General features: G+C 57.7%; 15 protein-coding genes. 11 read left to right on the top strand and 4 right to left on the bottom strand.

Going from position 1 to position 16,697, the window contains the following annotated elements; translation table 11 throughout:
• Positions 1-39: 39 nt before the first annotated feature.
• From ACR0L1_RS05220 to ACR0L1_RS05210, 3 genes are all read left to right on the top strand, one after another.
• Complete coding sequence (locus ACR0L1_RS05220) at positions 40-651, top strand: hypothetical protein (protein WP_480857510.1); 612 nt, start codon at positions 40-42, stop codon at positions 649-651.
• Between the two features lie 19 nt (positions 652-670).
• Complete coding sequence (locus tag ACR0L1_RS05215; RefSeq protein ID WP_480502605.1) at positions 671-1,150, top strand: hypothetical protein; 480 nt, start codon at positions 671-673, stop codon at positions 1,148-1,150.
• 157 nt (positions 1,151-1,307) lie between these two features.
• Complete coding sequence (locus tag ACR0L1_RS05210) at positions 1,308-1,613, top strand: hypothetical protein (RefSeq protein WP_480502604.1); 306 nt, start codon at positions 1,308-1,310, stop codon at positions 1,611-1,613.
• 23 nt (positions 1,614-1,636) lie between these two features.
• Here ACR0L1_RS05210 and ACR0L1_RS05205 read toward each other — a convergent pair whose 3' ends face one another.
• The gene (locus ACR0L1_RS05205; protein ID WP_480857508.1) at positions 1,637-2,377 is read right to left on the bottom strand and encodes an FkbM family methyltransferase; all 741 of its coding nucleotides are present in this window, start codon (positions 2,375-2,377) and stop codon (positions 1,637-1,639) included.
• A 121-nt stretch (positions 2,378-2,498) separates the two neighbouring features.
• Here ACR0L1_RS05205 and ACR0L1_RS05200 point away from each other — a divergent pair, with 121 nt between their 5' ends.
• The 3 genes from ACR0L1_RS05200 (at position 2,499) to ACR0L1_RS05190 (ending at position 4,976) form a co-directional block, all read left to right on the top strand.
• Positions 2,499-3,098, top strand: coding sequence for a superoxide dismutase (locus tag ACR0L1_RS05200; protein WP_170788864.1), 600 nt, complete (start codon positions 2,499-2,501; stop codon positions 3,096-3,098).
• Positions 3,099-3,433: 335 nt separating this feature from the next.
• Positions 3,434-4,177 carry a sulfotransferase family protein gene (locus ACR0L1_RS05195; RefSeq protein WP_480857506.1) on the top strand — a complete coding sequence of 248 codons (744 nt, stop codon included), beginning with the start codon at positions 3,434-3,436 and terminating at the stop codon, positions 4,175-4,177.
• A gap of 346 nt (positions 4,178-4,523) precedes the next feature.
• Positions 4,524-4,976: a host attachment family protein gene (locus ACR0L1_RS05190; protein WP_170788863.1), complete on the top strand. Its 453-nt coding sequence runs from the start codon at positions 4,524-4,526 to the stop codon at positions 4,974-4,976.
• A gap of 35 nt (positions 4,977-5,011) precedes the next feature.
• On the opposite strand, the gene ACR0L1_RS05185 is transcribed toward ACR0L1_RS05190, so the two are convergent.
• Complete coding sequence (locus ACR0L1_RS05185) at positions 5,012-5,575, bottom strand: LOG family protein (protein WP_480857504.1); 564 nt, start codon at positions 5,573-5,575, stop codon at positions 5,012-5,014.
• 126 nt (positions 5,576-5,701) lie between these two features.
• On the opposite strand from ACR0L1_RS05185, the gene ACR0L1_RS05180 reads away from it, so the two are divergent.
• The 3 genes from ACR0L1_RS05180 to ACR0L1_RS05170 all read left to right on the top strand — a co-directional run bounded on the left by ACR0L1_RS05180 (position 5,702) and on the right by ACR0L1_RS05170 (position 9,373).
• Positions 5,702-7,057: a LysM peptidoglycan-binding domain-containing protein gene (locus tag ACR0L1_RS05180; RefSeq protein WP_480857502.1), complete on the top strand. Its 1,356-nt coding sequence runs from the start codon at positions 5,702-5,704 to the stop codon at positions 7,055-7,057.
• A gap of 78 nt (positions 7,058-7,135) precedes the next feature.
• A complete protein-coding gene (locus tag ACR0L1_RS05175) occupies positions 7,136-8,941 on the top strand; it encodes an ABCB family ABC transporter ATP-binding protein/permease (RefSeq protein ID WP_480857500.1) in 1,806 nt (601 codons plus the stop codon).
• Between the two features lie 36 nt (positions 8,942-8,977).
• Positions 8,978-9,373 (top strand): DUF2147 domain-containing protein, encoded by a 396-nt coding sequence (locus ACR0L1_RS05170; RefSeq protein ID WP_480857498.1) that lies wholly within the window; start codon positions 8,978-8,980, stop codon positions 9,371-9,373.
• 25 nt (positions 9,374-9,398) lie between these two features.
• Here ACR0L1_RS05170 and ACR0L1_RS05165 read toward each other — a convergent pair whose 3' ends face one another.
• Both ACR0L1_RS05165 and ACR0L1_RS05160 read right to left on the bottom strand, forming a co-directional pair.
• On the bottom strand, positions 9,399-13,187 hold the full coding sequence (locus ACR0L1_RS05165) for an efflux RND transporter permease subunit (RefSeq protein WP_480857496.1): 3,789 nt from the start codon (positions 13,185-13,187) through the stop codon (positions 9,399-9,401).
• Entirely contained in the window at positions 13,184-14,416 is a 1,233-nt protein-coding gene (locus ACR0L1_RS05160; protein WP_480857494.1) for an efflux RND transporter periplasmic adaptor subunit, read from the bottom strand. Before ACR0L1_RS05160 ends, ACR0L1_RS05165 begins: the two co-directional genes overlap by 4 nt.
• Before the next feature lie 227 nt (positions 14,417-14,643).
• Here ACR0L1_RS05160 and ACR0L1_RS05155 point away from each other — a divergent pair, with 227 nt between their 5' ends.
• Both ACR0L1_RS05155 and ACR0L1_RS05150 read left to right on the top strand, forming a co-directional pair.
• Positions 14,644-15,315: a hypothetical protein gene (locus ACR0L1_RS05155; protein ID WP_170770408.1), complete on the top strand. Its 672-nt coding sequence runs from the start codon at positions 14,644-14,646 to the stop codon at positions 15,313-15,315.
• Between the two features lie 42 nt (positions 15,316-15,357).
• Positions 15,358-16,680: a PQQ-like beta-propeller repeat protein gene (locus ACR0L1_RS05150; protein WP_480857492.1), complete on the top strand. Its 1,323-nt coding sequence runs from the start codon at positions 15,358-15,360 to the stop codon at positions 16,678-16,680.
• Positions 16,681-16,697 lie beyond the last annotated feature (17 nt).

Genomic DNA, 16,697 nt, shown 5'->3' with positions numbered 1-16,697 from the left:
AAGTAGGGCCACCATGTCTTGTACTGGTGGCCTTTCTTTTTGAGCGCCCAATTAGTCGGTAAAGCCTACTTTGCAGCACAATTTATTGTCGTGCCGTGCTACGTTATTTTCCCCCATTGCGGGTGCCTGACCTATGCGGTAGCAATAGACGAAATATTAATAGTGACGTCGGTAATGAGAATTTCAAAATTACTTGTGTATGGCTTCATTGCCGGTCTGAGCCTGCCAAACTTTGCCGCTTCCGAGACATATGCAGAATCGTTTGAATGTGTCTTCGGTAAAGGCCTGGTAAACCGTCCAACACCAACGCGAGTCGTTTTTTCAGTTGATGAAAGTCAACATTCGGTTGTGCTTCACGAAGTTGAAATGCAGGGCATCAATACTCCGAAAACCTGGGCTTCGATCAACAGAACCAGCTATCGTCTACTTTCATTCAGTTGGTTCGGCGAGCCGTATACGTTTTCCGAAAACGGTCGTCGTACCAGGGTTGGCGACCCCAGAACCAAAGTTCTGGATATTGGGCGTCAAGAATTTTCAATCTTTTTGAATCGCCAGACTATGCGCGCAATTGCGAGTTCAAGATCCAATGTACAGACGTCCCATGATAGCAATGCGAACGGGACCTGCGTTGAGATTGAGTTTTCAAGTTGAATAGCGAAAGGGTTGGCAAGTGAGGCCAAATTCGAGCGCAATTGCTCTCATTGGTGCTTTAACCATCATCCCGGTCGCTTCACTCTCTCAAACTTTCAAAGAGACGTTCGAGTGCGATTTCGGTCCGGGTATTGTCAGCAGCCCTACGCCTCAGCATCTTGTCTTTTCAGTCGATGAATATGGCCGGTCTGCCTATCTTCACGAGGTGCAGCTGCCAAATGTCGATACACTGCCTGGGCACGCCCGCATCAAGCGCGACGGCGTCCGAAACCTGTCAATCGCGTGGTCTGGAAAAGACTATGTCTATTCTGATACAGGGCGCACTCTTTCTTCCAGTGCATCACGCTCGGACGTTGTTGATCTGAAGGATCAAGAGTTCGCGGTTTTCTTGGATCGCAAAAATATGAAAGCGACAGCCCGGTCGGAATCCTACCTTGCTGTATTTTCACGTACCGGTTTCGCAGAGGGGAATTGCAGAGCAGTTCCTACACCAAATTAACCAAATGAAGGAAAAATATAGATGAAAGTTGCACTCGTCGCACTGGCATTTTCTATCGCCGGAACAATGGCTCAGGCGGAAATTGTAAACTATGACTGTGAATTGCATAGCATGGAAGCGCAGGGCTGGATTCCCCCTCGGGTATTGCTGAGCGTGGATGCCGACAACAAGCGCGCGCGCCTACGATGGGGCGATTGCCTCGTACAACGAATACAAAGGCTGGTCGGATGAAAAACCGATGGACACAAAATTCAAGGTCAACCGAAAAGACCAGTATCAGATGCAATGGAAAGTGACGCTGTCGACCAGCACGACCCAAAAGCTTCGGGTGTCCTACATGGCGCGTCTGGACCCGAAGACAAACAGGTTTGACATGACAGCCCGGTTTCCAATGGTGGACGTTGTAAACCGCCCCAGTGGTGTCGGACGGTGTAAGCCGGTTCCCAGTCCGAACCTGTATTGAACGAAGGAACGTCAGATCGGCATTTAGCCGTTCAGAAGGAATGTTTGGAAACCGGTCAGGGCAGGGGCTGAGGTAAAGGACTGCAATCCGACCTCGGCCCCGGTCGCATCCTTGCAGGACTTAAAGAATGACAAGAGTTGCGCCAGTGCTGCCATCCTGTCGGCGCGCTGCTCCTCTGGCAACAAAGGCGCGTGGGTCGACAGGTACAGGGCCGGACGGTGTTCCTCCAGAAATGATATCAGGCTGGGCAGCACGGTGAATTCGGCGCCCTCAATATCCATCTTGACCAGTGACACTTGGGACAGGTCATTCACCGCCTGGAATTGATCCCAAGCAATGGTCAGCGCGTCAGTACCATGAGCGCCATCATGCAGCAGCGAGCTGGTGGAATCGCCGGGCTCACCCCGGACTGAGGCCATACGGGCGACGCCGAACTGATCCGACAAGGCCACCCCAAAGGCCGAGACATTGCGGATGTCATTCAGATCCAGGTTCCACGCCAGATAGCGGAACGCCGTGGGATCAGGCTCGAAACACCAGACCTGCCGTGCACGGCGTGCGCCATACAGAACCGTTGGCCCGATCCACGCACCGATATCCAGATAGTCGCGGTCGGGTGAAAGGTGCTCATCCAGAACCGCGAATGTCTCTGGCTCCCACTTTCCTGCAGTTGCCTTGCGCCAGAATTTCGAGTGATAGGGATCCAGGTGAAACGCTTCACCATTCAGGGACCCAGCATAGTACCCGCGGGCGCGGTAAAACATCTTGCGCGCCTGTGTAAGCATCGCGGACCTTTCGGTTTTGTGATCTCTGCCCTTGACCTATGGCCGTTGCCAAAGCATTTAACCTTTGGAACCGCAACAATCATTTCAACAGGGGGCCGAGATGGCTTTTGAACTTCCTGATCTTCCTTATGCACATGACGCGCTGGCAGCCAAGGGCATGTCCGCGGAAACATTGGAATATCACCACGACCTGCACCACAAGGCCTATGTCGACAACGGCAACAAGCTGATCGCTGGCACCGAATGGGACGGCAAGTCGCTGGAAGAGATCATCGTGGGCACCTATGACGCAAATGCTGTCGCTCAGAACGGTATCTTCAACAACATCAGCCAGTTGTGGAACCACAACCAGTTCTGGGAGATGATGGGCCCCGGCGTGAGCGCCATGCCCGGTGAGCTGGAGAAGGCTCTGGTCGAAAGCTTTGGCTCGGTCGACGAATTCAAATCGCAATTCAGCGCTGCAGGTGCCGGTCAGTTCGGCTCGGGCTGGGCGTGGCTGGTCAAGAACGCAGACGGCTCGCTGGCTGTCACCAAGACCGAAAACGGCGTGAACCCGCTGTGCTTTGGTCAGACTGCGTTGCTGGGTTGCGATGTGTGGGAGCATTCCTACTACATCGACTTCCGCAACAAGCGTCCGGCCTACCTGACAAACTTCCTGGACAATCTGGTCAACTGGGAAAACGTCGCCTCGCGGATGTGATCGGCTGACCGGTAGTACTTTTTTGAGGGCCTACTTGCGTAAGTGAGTGGGCCTTTTTTGATTCAGTTGTAAGTTGTTCGAGATGGTCCAGGCCTTGGCGGAGCTTTTATCGTTCCTACGACCGGACAGAGATTTTAGCAAAGATGAAGCATTACAGAAACACAAGACTTTATCAGGCGCACATTTTTTGGAGTTGGCAAACTTTTTGCCGTAATCCAAATTGCGGCAAGTGAACCAACGCTCCGACTTTAAGCACAAGAGACCATTGTGATGCAAAGCACCGAGATGTAAAACCAGTGCATTTCCAATGGTTTAGAATCAAGGATTTCTACGCGATGATATGGCTGCCTCAGCATAAGGTTCTTTACCTAAACGCACCAAAAGCCGGGAGCGTTACAATATGTAATGCATTGCACGACTATTGCTACTTAAATGGCATTTCCTACAAGAGACATGCCGACTATGGCATTGTCGGCTCATCGGACTGGGAAGAACATCCCAACCGCCGTGCTATGGAAAACAAGCTCAATTCTCTTGGAATTTCGCTTGGCGACGCTTTTGTTTTTACTACTATCCGAAATCCCTGGCTGAGAGTTAAGTCGCACTTTAAGTTCGCAAGATATGACGCCAATGGACGGCCATGGTGGGACCCGGCGTACGATCCGGAGAGTGGGCACTTGAGCCAATCGGATTGGCTATACGGTTCGTCAAAAGGTTGGTCATGGCACCGTTCCAAGTCGAAGTTCGAGGAATGGTCGCGTTACTATCGATGTTCTTCGTATGCTCGTCCAGTTAGTCTATTCAATTCGACGCAAGTTTTTAAGATCGAAGATGAACTTGACACTTTAGTAAGTGTTTTGGACGAACGATTGCCAAAATTCTCGGATCTGTGGAAATCTCGCCCCAACAATCACGAAAATGTTGGGGACTACATGTTCACAGAGAAGAACGGAGCCCCACCAAAACAAAAACTAGAGTTCACGTTTGACAAGAAAATAATGTCCAAAATCGCTCGTTTATGGAGTAGTGACATTAAACGAGGAAAATACCGGCTGCCAAACAACTTAATTTCTGGTTAGCGAGTAACAAATTTTTTTAGGAATGGAACCTTTCGCTTGTTTGTACAGTCGTTACGCTTGATTGGATTGTTCGCAAAAGTGTGCGCAACCTATTGGTTGGAACGCGTGTTACCGCTTCAATTTTCTTATAATCTGCCTGTCGGAAGATTCCCGCCGAAAAATTCGAATTCATCACAAAACATATTGTACGGGCCCCGGTCGTCCCTAGCTATATAGAGCGGAGGGAGAGAACCGCCAATCTACTAAAAACACTCAAGCAGCGCGCTGAAAAACTGTTGGCGCGCAACGGGATACCTATTTCCGTTGAACAAGGGATGGTCACATAAAACCATAGCAGGAGATCACGATGGTCGCACTTTCACAGGGAACTTGGATTGTCATCGCAGATGGCGAAAAGGCTTTGTTCATGGAGAATATCACCGATGCCGAAGACCCCAATCTGGTGGTTGTCTCCGTTGAAGAAACCGATGGGGCCAGCAGCAAGCCCTCGGACCGGGCGGGACGGCGGGCGGATTCGGGTCCGAACCAGAAATCTGCCGTTGAAGAACCCAAGTGGAAAGCGCATGCGAAATCCCTGTTCGTGCAGGATGTGGCCAATCTGTTGAACCGCAAGGGGCTGAAAGGCGCGTATCAACGCCTTGTTTTGGTCGCCAGTCCGCATGTTCTGGGCCTGTTGCGCCGTCGCCTTCATGGAGAGGTGCTGAGCAAAGTGGTCGCCGAGGTCGACAAGACGTTGACAAATCATCCGCTCCACAAGGTCGAGCAGGTGCTGATCAATCGTTTGAAACCAGCGACTTAAGCGGAGTTTTGAAAGCAGGTGACGTGGTCGCCTGCTTACCCTATGCTGGGTTCCAATAAATGCCGCAGATTGGTCATCGCTGCATCCGGCCCATCGACCCATGTGATGAAATCACCCAGCGATGCATCAGCAAAGCCCTGACCTATGACCTGCTGCACAAGATCGTGCAGCGCGTCCCAGTAGCCATCCACATTTATCACTAGAATGGGTTTGTCATGCAGACCCAACTGCCGCCATGTCAGCGCCTCGAACAGCTCGTCAAGCGAGCCAGGGCCGCCAGGCAGCACAACGACCGCATCCGCGTTCATGATCATGACCTTTTTGCGCTCGTGCATCGTTTCGGTCACGACAAAGCGGGTCAGATCGGTCTTGCCAACCTCGCGTTGCAGCAGGTGCACGGGGATGACGCCGAACGTGTCGCCACCAGCGTCCTGCGTGGCGCGGGCAACCTCGCCCATCAGACCTACATCTCCGGCGCCATAGACCAGTCGCCAGCCTTCTTGTGCCAGCAACTGTCCGAACCGGTGTGCAGCCTGCGCATAAGCCGCACTAACACCATTGCGTGACCCGCAATACACACAGACAGATTTCTGGGTCATTATATAGGCTCTCCGGGGTTGTATCTGGGGTTTTGACCCCTGATAGCGAGATTGATAGATTGGCTCAACCGTCAGGCAGAATGCGTGGAAGTCAAAGCATTTGCGCTGCGGAGTGGAAGGAAAAGAATGGACGATCAGTCTGGACGCGAAAGCTCCGGTACTTTCACCTGGGGGGTGATCGCCGGAATAGTGGTTTTGATCGGGGCGGGCGGGGCCTATCTGTCCGGCGCGTTCGATCCTGTGGCCGAAGACCCTGCGCCACAAGCAGAAGCCAACCCCGAACAGCCCGCGCCGACCGAAAGCGCGCAAGCGCCGGTCGTGGAGGAGGAACCGGCCACGTCCGAAGAACCCGTTGCTTCAACGCAGCCCGAGACGACCGCACCGTCAGAACCGGAGGTGGCTGAGGATGCTGCTCCGGCTGAGGCTGAACCAGTACCGGAAGACACGGCCGAGGCCGCGCCTGAGACAATCCCGCCCAGCCTTGATCAGATCTTTGTCGAGCCCGACGGTAACGCGGTGCTGTCGGGTAATGCCGAGCCGGGCTCGGTGGTGCGAGTGCTGCTGGATGGTGAAACGGTGCACAGTTTCACCGTGGATCGCAGCGGACAGTTTGCCGAGTTCGTCCTGATCCCGTTTTCCAGTGCGGCGCGTGGTTTGACGCTTGAAACCGATGGGCAGGATCAGCCCGTGCGCTCGGATGACTACCTGATCGCAGCCTTGCCCAAACCTGTGGTGGAGGCTGAGCCGGTCCAGGATGAACCCCCGGCGACCGTGCAGGAAGACGTTGCGCCATCGGCGGATGAAGGCACGCAGATTGCAGAGAACACTGCGTCCGAGGAAGAACAGGCTGCAGAAGCTCCTGATGAACCCGCGGCGGATGAGCAAATCGCCGCAGTGGAGCCAGAGCCCAAAATAGAGGAACCGGAACAGCAGGTTGCAATCCTGCGCTCAGGTGAAGATGGGGTCGAGCTGGTGCAGCCTGCAACACCTCAGGAAGACGCGGATCAGGTAGCACTGGATACGATTGGGTATTCGGACACTGGAGATGTGGAGCTGACCGGGCGCGTGCCGGATGGCTCGGTCGTTCGGCTTTACCTCAACAATAAGTTGGTGGATGACCTGCCGCCTGCCGATGACGGCAAATGGCGCAGTGAGCTGGAGGATGTCGATCCCGGCGTCTATACTCTGCGCGTGGATGAGGTGGGCTCTGACGGCACCGTTGTCAGCCGGCTGGAGACGCCGTTCAAACGCGAACCGCTGGAGGTTCTGCGCGCGGCCGAGGCGTCCAACGCGGCTGCAGCCGCGGCTGAGGCCCCGGCTATCCGATCCGTTACCGTGCAAGAGGGCGATACGCTCTGGGCGATATCGCGGGAACGCTATGGCGACGGTCTGCTGTTTGTGCGCGTGTTTGAGGCCAACCGCAGCGCCATCCGCGACCCCGATCTGATCTATCCGGGGCAGGTCTTCACCATTCCTGAATAATCCTGTACCTCTGGCCCTCTTGGGTCAGGGGCCAATCTCTGACCGCAGTTCTGGTACGTGATGAGACGAGCAGCCCCTATGCAATCCGCAGATATGCCTGAAACCGACGAGCGACGGTCGGGTTGGCGCACGATCCGCAAGGTCGCGCCCTACCTTTGGCCGGATGATGAGCATTGGGTGAAACGACGTGTTGTGATCGCCATGGCAATGCTGGTGCTGGCCAAGGTGATCGCGGTCTGCACACCCATCCTGTATCGCGATGCGGTGGACAGCCTGGCCGGAGACGGCGTGCCGCCGCTGGCGTTGGGGGCCGTCGGATTGACCATTGCCTATGGCGTCGCGCGCATGATGAATGTGGGCTTTCAGCAGCTGCGCGACGCGGCCTTTGCACCCGTGGGTCAACGCGCCCTGCGCGCCTTGGCGCTTGAGACCTTCCAGCACATACACCAACTGTCGATGCGCTATCACGTGACCCGCCGCACCGGCGGCCTGAGCCGCATCATCGAGCGCGGTGTGAAGGGTGTCGAGTTTCTTTTGCGGTTCCTGCTGTTCTCCATCGGGCCGTTGATACTCGAGCTGTTGCTGGTCGCGATCATTCTGATGTGGCTGTTCGACGTGTGGTATCTGGTCGTCGTAGCCGTCACCATCGCGCTTTACATCTGGTTCACCTTTGCCGTGACCGAATGGCGGGTGAAACTGCGCCGGGAGATGAACGATCAGGACACCGAGGCCAATCAACGTGCCATAGACAGCCTGCTGAACTTCGAAACCGTCAAATATTTCAACGCCGAAACGCGCGAAGCTGAACGCTATGATGTCTCGATGAAGGCCTATGCCGGGGCAGCGCTCAAGACGGCATATTCGCTGGCTTTTCTGAATTTCGGACAGTCGTTCCTGATCACCTGCGGGTTGATCGGGGTCATGGTTCTGGCTGCAATCGGGGTGCAGAATGGCACGCTGACGGTGGGTGATTTCGTCATGGTCAACGCCTACATGATCCAGATCACCGTGCCGCTGAACTTTCTGGGCACGGTTTATCGTGAGATCCGGCAGGCTCTGGTCGATATGGGGCAGATGTTCGACCTGCTGGAACAACCCGCCGAGGTGACGGATAAGCCGAATGCGCCCGCGCTAAAGGTGACGGGTGGCGAGGTGACCTTGCAGGATGTGCGCTTTGGCTATGACGCGGACCGGGAAATCCTGAAGGGAGTGTCGCTGACCGTACCGGCGGGGCAGACGGTGGCCATCGTTGGGGCGACAGGTTCGGGCAAATCCACCATTGGGCGGCTGTTGTTCCGCTTCTATGACGTGACAGGTGGGGCGCTGAAGATTGACGGGCAGGATGTGCGGGATGTCTCGCAAACCAGCCTGCATTCAGCGATCGGAGTGGTGCCGCAGGACACCGTCCTGTTCAACGACACGATCCGCTACAACATCGCCTATGGCCGCGATGGCGCCACGCAAGAGGATGTTGAGGCCGCCGCAAGGGCTGCGCAGATTCACGACTTCATCGTGACCCTGCCCGAAGGCTATGACACGAAGGTCGGCGAACGCGGCCTGAAGCTGTCGGGCGGAGAAAAGCAGCGCGTCGGGATCGCACGTACTTTGCTCAAGAACCCGCCGATCCTGTTGCTGGACGAGGCGACCTCGGCGCTGGATACAGACACCGAGCAGGACATCAAAGATGCGCTAGCCCGCGCGGGCGAAGGGCGCACGGTTCTGACCATCGCCCACCGTCTGAGTACCATCGCCGAAGCGGACCGGATCGTGGTGCTGGAACAAGGTGAGATTCTGGAGCAGGGCACCCATGACGAGCTGCTGGAACGTCAGGGCCGCTACGCCCAGTTGTGGAGCCGTCAGCAATCGGATGCCCAAGCTGCATAACCTGTTATACTGCCCCCAATGGTTAGAGGTCTGGTGATGCGTATTGCTTTGAAACTGGCAGTTGCCGCAATTGTTCTGAGCGCGATGCCAGCGCTCGCGTCAGATGATCCGATTGTCGGAGTGTGGAAGACTGAACCGGACCGCAAGAACCTAACCTCGCATATCAAGATCACTGCGTGCGGCGACAAATTCTGCGGTCAGATTCTGTCGGCCTATGATTCCTCGGGGAAAGAGGTCCAGACGCCCAATATTGGCAAAAAGCTGTTCTGGGACGTGTCCAGCCAAGGCGGCGGTAGCTATGGCGGCGGTGAGTTCTGGGTGCCGTTGATCAATGTGGACGCGGTACCGCAGATGACCTTGCAGGGCGATAGGCTCAAGGTCAAAGGGTGCGAGCATCATATCTGCGCGCACCAGTCCTGGACCCGGTTATAAGGGCTTTCCGGCGGTTGACCCAGTTCTATTCGGCAGCTTTCAGCGGTGGACCAGGCGGATGACCCGGTTTCTGATCGCGGTCATCTGCCGTTGAATCATCCCAAACCATTTCGGACGCTTGCGCCTTGCGGGCAGCACGCCGGATCGCCACCTCTTGCGCAAGCGCGCTGTTCTCACCCGCCGTGACGCGCATCAGCAACCGGCTTAGCCACAGGGCGTAGGTCGTGACCCAGACGCGCAGCGCCAGCATCGAGGGCGTTACGATCAGCGTCAGCACCGTTGCAATGCCCAGCCCGAACACGACGGCGGTGGCCAACTGTTTCCACCACAGCGCAGTCGGGCTGTCGATCGAGTAGCCACCATTGATGAAATCCAGCGACAGGCCGAACATCATCGGCGTCAGACCGGCCATGGTGGTCAGCGTGGTCAGCAAGACCGGGCGGATACGGGATTCGGCGGTGCGTATGATCGCCTCGATCCGGGGCATATAGCTGCTGTATTCCTGATAGGTGTCGATCAGAACGATATTGTTGTTCACCACAATCCCGGCCAGAGCCACGATGCCCGTCCCGGTCATGATGATCGAGAAGGGCTGCTGCATCACCATCATGCCGATCAGCACCCCGGTGGTCGACAGGACCACCGCCAGCAGCACCAGCACGGAGTTATAGAGCGAGTTGAACTGCGCCAGCAGTATCACAAACATTAACCCCAGCGCCCCCAGGAAGGCATTCGCCAGGAAGGCACCGGATTCGGCCTGTTCTTCCTGATCGCCGGTCCATTCCCACGCAATCGCGGGACCAAACGGATCGCTATCCAGCCACTCGGTCAGCAGCGCGATGCGCTCGTTCGGTGTCACGGGCCGGTAGGTCGCGGTTTCAGCCTGTGACAGCAACTCTCGCATATCCGCAGCGCCGGTTAGTTGCACGACCTCATAGGTCTTTCCATTGCCCCCTTCGAACGTTCCGAGCGACGAGGACGCACCGTCCAGAACCTCGCGAACCAAGGCAAGACGCTTGTCTTCGATGCTCTGTCCTTCGCTGTCGGTCGACATGGCGACCATATCGACCAAACCCGGTTCCACATCCGCCTTCACATCATAGTAACGCTGCTGGTCGACGCGATTGATCTCGGCCAGTTTGGCGACAGGTTGGCGGGTCACAAAGTTAGACAGGGGCACCAGACCGTCCGCTGTGCGCACTTTCAAGGTATCCAACGTTGACAGCACGCGGTCATCTTCGGGCAGTCGGACGCGTATTTCGATCTCTTCATCGACCGTGTCGGGACGCATTTCACCCAGCAGTAGGCCGCGGGTCACAAGCTGAACCATGGCACCGACGGTCGCCACATCCGCGCCAAACCGGCCCGCTTTGGCAACGTCCACGTCGATCTGCCAGTCGATACCGGGCAGGGGCAGGGTGTCTTCGATCTTGATCAGCCCCGGCGTTTCGTCAAACACTCCGCGTGCGGTTTGCGTGGCAGCAGTCAGCTCAGGCCAACTGTCGCCCTTCAGGCGCAGGTGTACCGGCTTGGCCGAGGCCGGGCCCTGTTCCAGCGGCAGAATCTCGACCACGATGCCGGGAATGGTAGCCAGTTCGGCATTCAACTCGTCCAGAACGACATCGCCGTCAAACTCTGGCGCGATGGTCTGACGGTCCAGCAGACCAAACAGGATTGGCTCGGAAATGGTTGGGCGATCCTCCCATGGGATGATCTCGAACTGAACGCGGCCCACGGTGTCAGCGGGGGCCTGCGCGCCGCCATTGTTCTGCGTCAGGCCACCTTCTCCAGCGAAAGAGAACACATTGACCACAGCGGGGTGCGATCCGATGATCCGTTCGGCATCTAGAACCATCTGGTCCATTTCAGCCAGGGATATGTTGCCACGGGCGCGCACATAGGCAGTGGCTTGTTCGGGTTCGTTTTCGACAAAGAACTCGACCCCGCGATTGTTGTTGCCATAGGCGATCATGACCATGACAACAGCGGCACTTACGACAAGAATCGACACCACCGGCATGATCGGATTGCCGACTAGAAACTTGATCACATGGCCAAAGCGAGTGTGTTCGCGGGCGGTGTGCACATGCGGGTCCGGCGCGCGTTCAATCCGAGCGGCGCTGAGCGTGACAGAGCCGGCAAACGCCCCCAGCGTGAACAGGATGGCCCCGAATACCAAACCGCCCGAGCTGCCAGCAGGCATCAGATAGGCCGGGTTCAGGACTTGCATGGCGCCCATAAAGATTAGCAGCATCGCAGGCGGTACCAGCGCGACACGTGCGCGCCAGGACAGGCGGACCCGCAGCCAGTCTGCGGCATGGTCGAACACACGGCTCAGACGGCCAGACACGCCGCCCATCACGGGTAGGTAGATCAGCGCAACGATCAGTGAGGCAGACAGAACAAAGATCAGCGTGACCGGCAGCATGCCCATGAACTCACCCGGTACGCCGGGCCAGAATAGCATGGGCAGGAAGGCACAGAGTGTGGTCGCAGTAGACGACACGATAGGCCAGAACATGCGTTGCGCCGCCTCGACATAGGCATGCATGGGCCCGACGCCATCTTTGATGCGCTTGTCAGCATATTCCACCACAACGATCGCGCCATCGACCAGCATCCCCACCGCAAGGATCAAGCCAAACATCACGATGTTGGAAATACTGACGCCCATAACGGCAAGGAAGGCAAAACACAGCAGGAATGAGGTCGGGATCGCAAACCCCACCAACAGCGCCGCCCGCGTGCCCAGCGAGGCCAGAACGACGATCATCACCAGCGCAATCGCCGTCAGGACCGAGCCTTCAAGCTGGCTGACCATCGAGCCAACGATGCGGCTCTGGTCGTTCGAGGTGCCCAGTTCGATCGTGGCGCGCATCTGGTCGGGCCATTTGGCCTGAGCTGTGGCAATGGTCTTTTTGACGTCCTCGACCGTGTCGATCAGGTTGAAGCCCTTGCGCTTGACCACTTGCAAGGCGACCGTGGATTCGCTGTTAAACCTTGCGGTGCCTTCGCGGTCTTCGAAAGTGTAGTTGATCTGCGCCAGCTCGCCCATGGTCACGACCCGGTCGCCATTGACCTTGACCGGCAGGTCGTAGACATCCTGCGCCGTTTTGAACGACGAGGGGATCTTGACCGAGAATGTACCCTGTGCGGTTTCGACCTCACCTGCGGCGATCAGTTGGTTGTTGTTCTGAACGACGTTGATCAGTTCTGCTGCGGTGACGTTGTAGGCCTCAAGACGCAGGGGGTCGATGATGACCTCCAGCAGTTCGTCCCGATTGCCCGCGATACCGGCCTCAAGAACCGAATCCATCGCTTCCAGATCGTCCTGCAAGTCCTTGGCGACGCGCGCCATTGTGCGCTCAGGAACCGCGCCGGTTAGGTTGACGATGACGATGGGGAATTCGGAAAAGTTGATCTCGGTCAGCGAATATTGCTCGGCCCCTTCCGGAAATTCGGCCTGAGCGCTGTTCATCGCATCGCGCACATCCGCCATGATGGCGGTCTTGTCCCAGCCAAAATCAAATTCCAGCGCGACCCCGGCATAGCTTTCGGCGGCGGTCGAGGTCATCTCTTTCAGACCATCAAGATCGGCCAGCTCGGTTTCCATCGGCTTGACCAACAGATTCTCAGAATCTTCCGCCGAGATGCCGGGGAACTGAACCGAGACGAACAGGGCCGGGATCTCGATATCCGGCTCGCCTTCTTTGGGCAGACCAATATAGGCATAGCCGCCAATCACCAGCGAGATGGCGATAAAGGCCAGGACCATCCGGGCCCGGCCAGCGGCCCAGCTGACGATTCCGGTCATTCAGTCAGGTTCCTGTAGGTGGGGGCGACTTTCACGCCCGCAGTCACGAATTCCTGCCCGATCACGATGATATCCACCGTTTCAGGCAGGCCATCGACCCAGACGCCTTCGGACGTGTCACGCAACAGTTGGATCGGCTGGAAGGCGACAATGTTGCCCGCCGCAATGGTGCGCACGCCGACTTGCCCCTCACGGCTGAGGGTCAGGGCCGATTGCGGCAGCAGGTGCGCCTTGGTGCCTTCGGACGCGATACGGATATCTGCCGTCTGGCCATCGCGGATTGTCAGATCAGGGTTGGGGACGGTGATTTCCACCTCGAATGTCCGGGTGGTTTCGTCCGCGGACCGGCTGAGAAAGCTGACCCGGCCAGCCACCTGAAGGCCTGTAACCAGTTGCGCGGTCGCCTCAGACCCGACAATCACGCGGTTGACCTCGGTCTCGGGGACAAAGCCGACCAGCTTAATCGGGTCAAGCTGAATCACTGTGGCGCATAGCGAGCCGGGCAGCATCAGACTGCCAAGTTCGGCAGTGTCGCTTTCCAGTAGGCCTTTGAACGGGGCCTCGATCGTTTGACGGTCGATCTCGCGCCGGGCCGCTTCGACCTCGGCAATGGCGGCTTCGATACCGGCGCGTGTGGCTTCCAGACCGGCCTCGGCAGTTTTGATACCCGCCTCGGCGGTGCGCATGGCGGCCTGACTGGCAACCCGCCGCGTTTCCGACCCAAAGCCAGTTTCCGACAGTCTTTGCGCGGCGGTTAGGTTGATCTCGGCCTCGGCCACCAATGCGTGGGCTTCTTCCAAGCGGGCTTCGGCCTCGGGGATGCGGCTTTCGGCCTCAAGCTTGGCGGCCATTGCCTCGGCCAGACTGGCCGGGCGGGTGCCGGGATCCAGTTCACACAGCAAATCCCCGGCCTCGACAAAGGTGCCCTTGCGCTTGGGTTCCGAGATCACGGTCGAGGTGGTTTCGGCCAGAACTTCGACCTGACGATTGGCTTTTGTTTGGCCCCGCAGCGACACAGCGCTGTCAATCTCGCGTGCGACTGAACGCAGGGCAACCACGTTGACGGCGGACTTGTCCGAAGCATCTGATGTTGGTTCAGGCGACTCGGTTGCGCTTGTTTCGTCGGCTTCGGCCCGCCCTGCGAATGCAAACAACGCATCGCGCTCGAACACCAGCAGGAACAGTGCGACTGTTACCAGAACCGCATTTACCAGCGAAATCAAGCGCATAAAGGGTTTCTCCCAGAAATTTTCGCCAAGATGGTGTTGACGCACGTACTTAAATGTGGGGCTGATTATGCAGCTTTTCCACGCTAAACTGAATAGTTTGGTTCACTTTTTTCCGCAAGCCTGTGCCGCCTAGTGGGAAATGTGCGAATTCGGACCCTTGGCTTGGCAAATGTGGCGGGTTATGACATGGCGCCATACACCACGGATTACAGCCCCGGAGGGCAGGGATGAGCGACACCGACAGTTTCATTGATGAGGTGACCGAAGAGGTCCGCCGGGACCGTCTTTACCTGCTGCTGCGGCGCTGGGGCTGGGTCGGTGTGCTGGCCGTGGTTCTGATCGTCGGCGGCGCGGCCTTCAACGAGGTGCGTAAGGCGCGGGCAACCGGACAGGCCCAGGATCTGGGCGACTCGATTCTAGCGGCTCTGGCGTTGAACGACTCGGCGGAACGTGCTGCTTCCCTGTCGGAGGTTGAGGCGGCGGCGCCAGGTGGAGATGCAGTCCTGAATATGTTGCTGTCGGCGTCCCAGGTTGAAGCCGGGTCCGAGGCGGATGCGGTTGCAAGTCTGAACACCATTGCGGTGCAGGGGGACCTGCCTGAGATCTACCGGGCGATTGCGGCTTTTAAAGCCTTGTTGCTGCAAGCGGATAGCCTGCCCATCGCAGACAGACGCCAGCAATTCGAAGCCTTGGCTGCGCCGGGTGCGCCGCTGCGCTTGCTTGCGGAGGAGCAGTTGGCGCTGCTGGATGTGTCTGAAGGCAATGTCGACGCGGCGATTGCGCGGTTGCAAGCGCTGCGCCAAGATGCCGAGATCGGTGTTGACCTGCAACAGCGTGCTGCGCAACTGATTGTAGCCCTTGGGGGTGAACCCGAACCGCTGATAGCCCGGCAGGGCTAATCCGGGGCGGAACACATATTGGACAGGCGAGTGCGCAACATCATGGTAACAAGTCTATTTTCCCGCGTCGGAGCGTCGGTCGCAGTTCTTTCCTTGACAGTACTGGCTGCCTGTCAGGAAGCCGAGGTGATCCTGGTCGGCCCCCGTGAGGATATCCGCCCCGCTGCGGATTCCGAGGCGGTTGAGACACGTGGAGCCAAACCGATCAGCCTGCCGGCCCAGCAAGCTAATGTAACCTGGCCGCAAAGTCCTGGCACAGCGGCGTTCCGCACCACGCATGCGCAATTGCGCGCGACTCCGCAACGGGTATGGTCGAATTCCATCGGTAAGGGGGATTCGCGCAAACAGCGCATCACAGCCGAGCCTGTCGTAGCAGGCGGTTTGATCTACACTCTGGACTCTGGCGCCAACGTCACCGCGACATCCGCACAAGGCGCAACTGTCTGGAGCGTTAATCTGATCCCTGCACAGGATGGCGACGCGGACGCCACAGGCGGTGGCTTGGCCTATGCTGATGGTGTTTTGTATGTGTCATCTGGGTTTGGTCGCCTTACCGCGCTGGATGCCAGAACCGGCGTAACCCGCTGGCAGAAACGGTTGAACGCCACCGGCAGCGGCGCGCCTTTGGTGAATGGCGGCTTGCTGTATCTGGTCGCCGGGGATGAGACCGGCTGGGCCGTGGATGTCAAAGACGGGCGGATCGCTTGGCAGATTCAAGCCACGCCGAGCGTCGGAAACGTCCTGGGTGCGCCCGCTCCGGTAATCGCGCAGGAATTTGCCGTGTTCGCCTTTGGCTCTGGCGATGTGTCGGCCACGTTCCGTCGTGGCGGCATCCGCCGCTGGAACGCCTCGGTGGCCGGTGGGCGCCGTGGACGCGCGGCGGCGCAGATCGTTGATGTCACCGGTGGCCCGATGGTGGTGGGTGACACGATTTATATTGGGAACCACTCGGGCCGCACCGTGGCCTTTGACGCGGATTCCGGTGAGCGAAAGTGGACCGCCGATGAAGGCGCAATTGATACGGTTTGGCCTGCGGGCAACAGCATTTTCCAGGTCAGCGACCGCAGCCAGCTGATCCGTCTGGACGCAGCGACTGGTCAGGTAGTCTGGGCGCAGGACTTGCCAGGCTTCGTAAAGGACAAACCCAACCGTCGTGGTCCCATAGTGGCTCATTACGGCCCGATTCTGGCCGGAGGGCGCATCGTAATCGCCTCGAATGATGGCTACCTGCGCTTCTTTAATCCCGTCGATGGCGCGCTGGTCAACCGGGTCGAGGTCCCCGGCGGGGCCACCACTGCACCCGTCGTGGCGGGGCAGACCTTGTATGTCGTATCGACCAAAGGTGATCTACACGCTTTCCGTTGACGAAAAGATGCGCTAAA

The sequence above is a fragment of the Ruegeria sp. J8 genome (assembly GCF_056531925.1).
The sequence above is the reverse complement of the archived record's forward strand: the minus strand, read 5'-3'. Positions and strand labels throughout refer to the sequence as shown.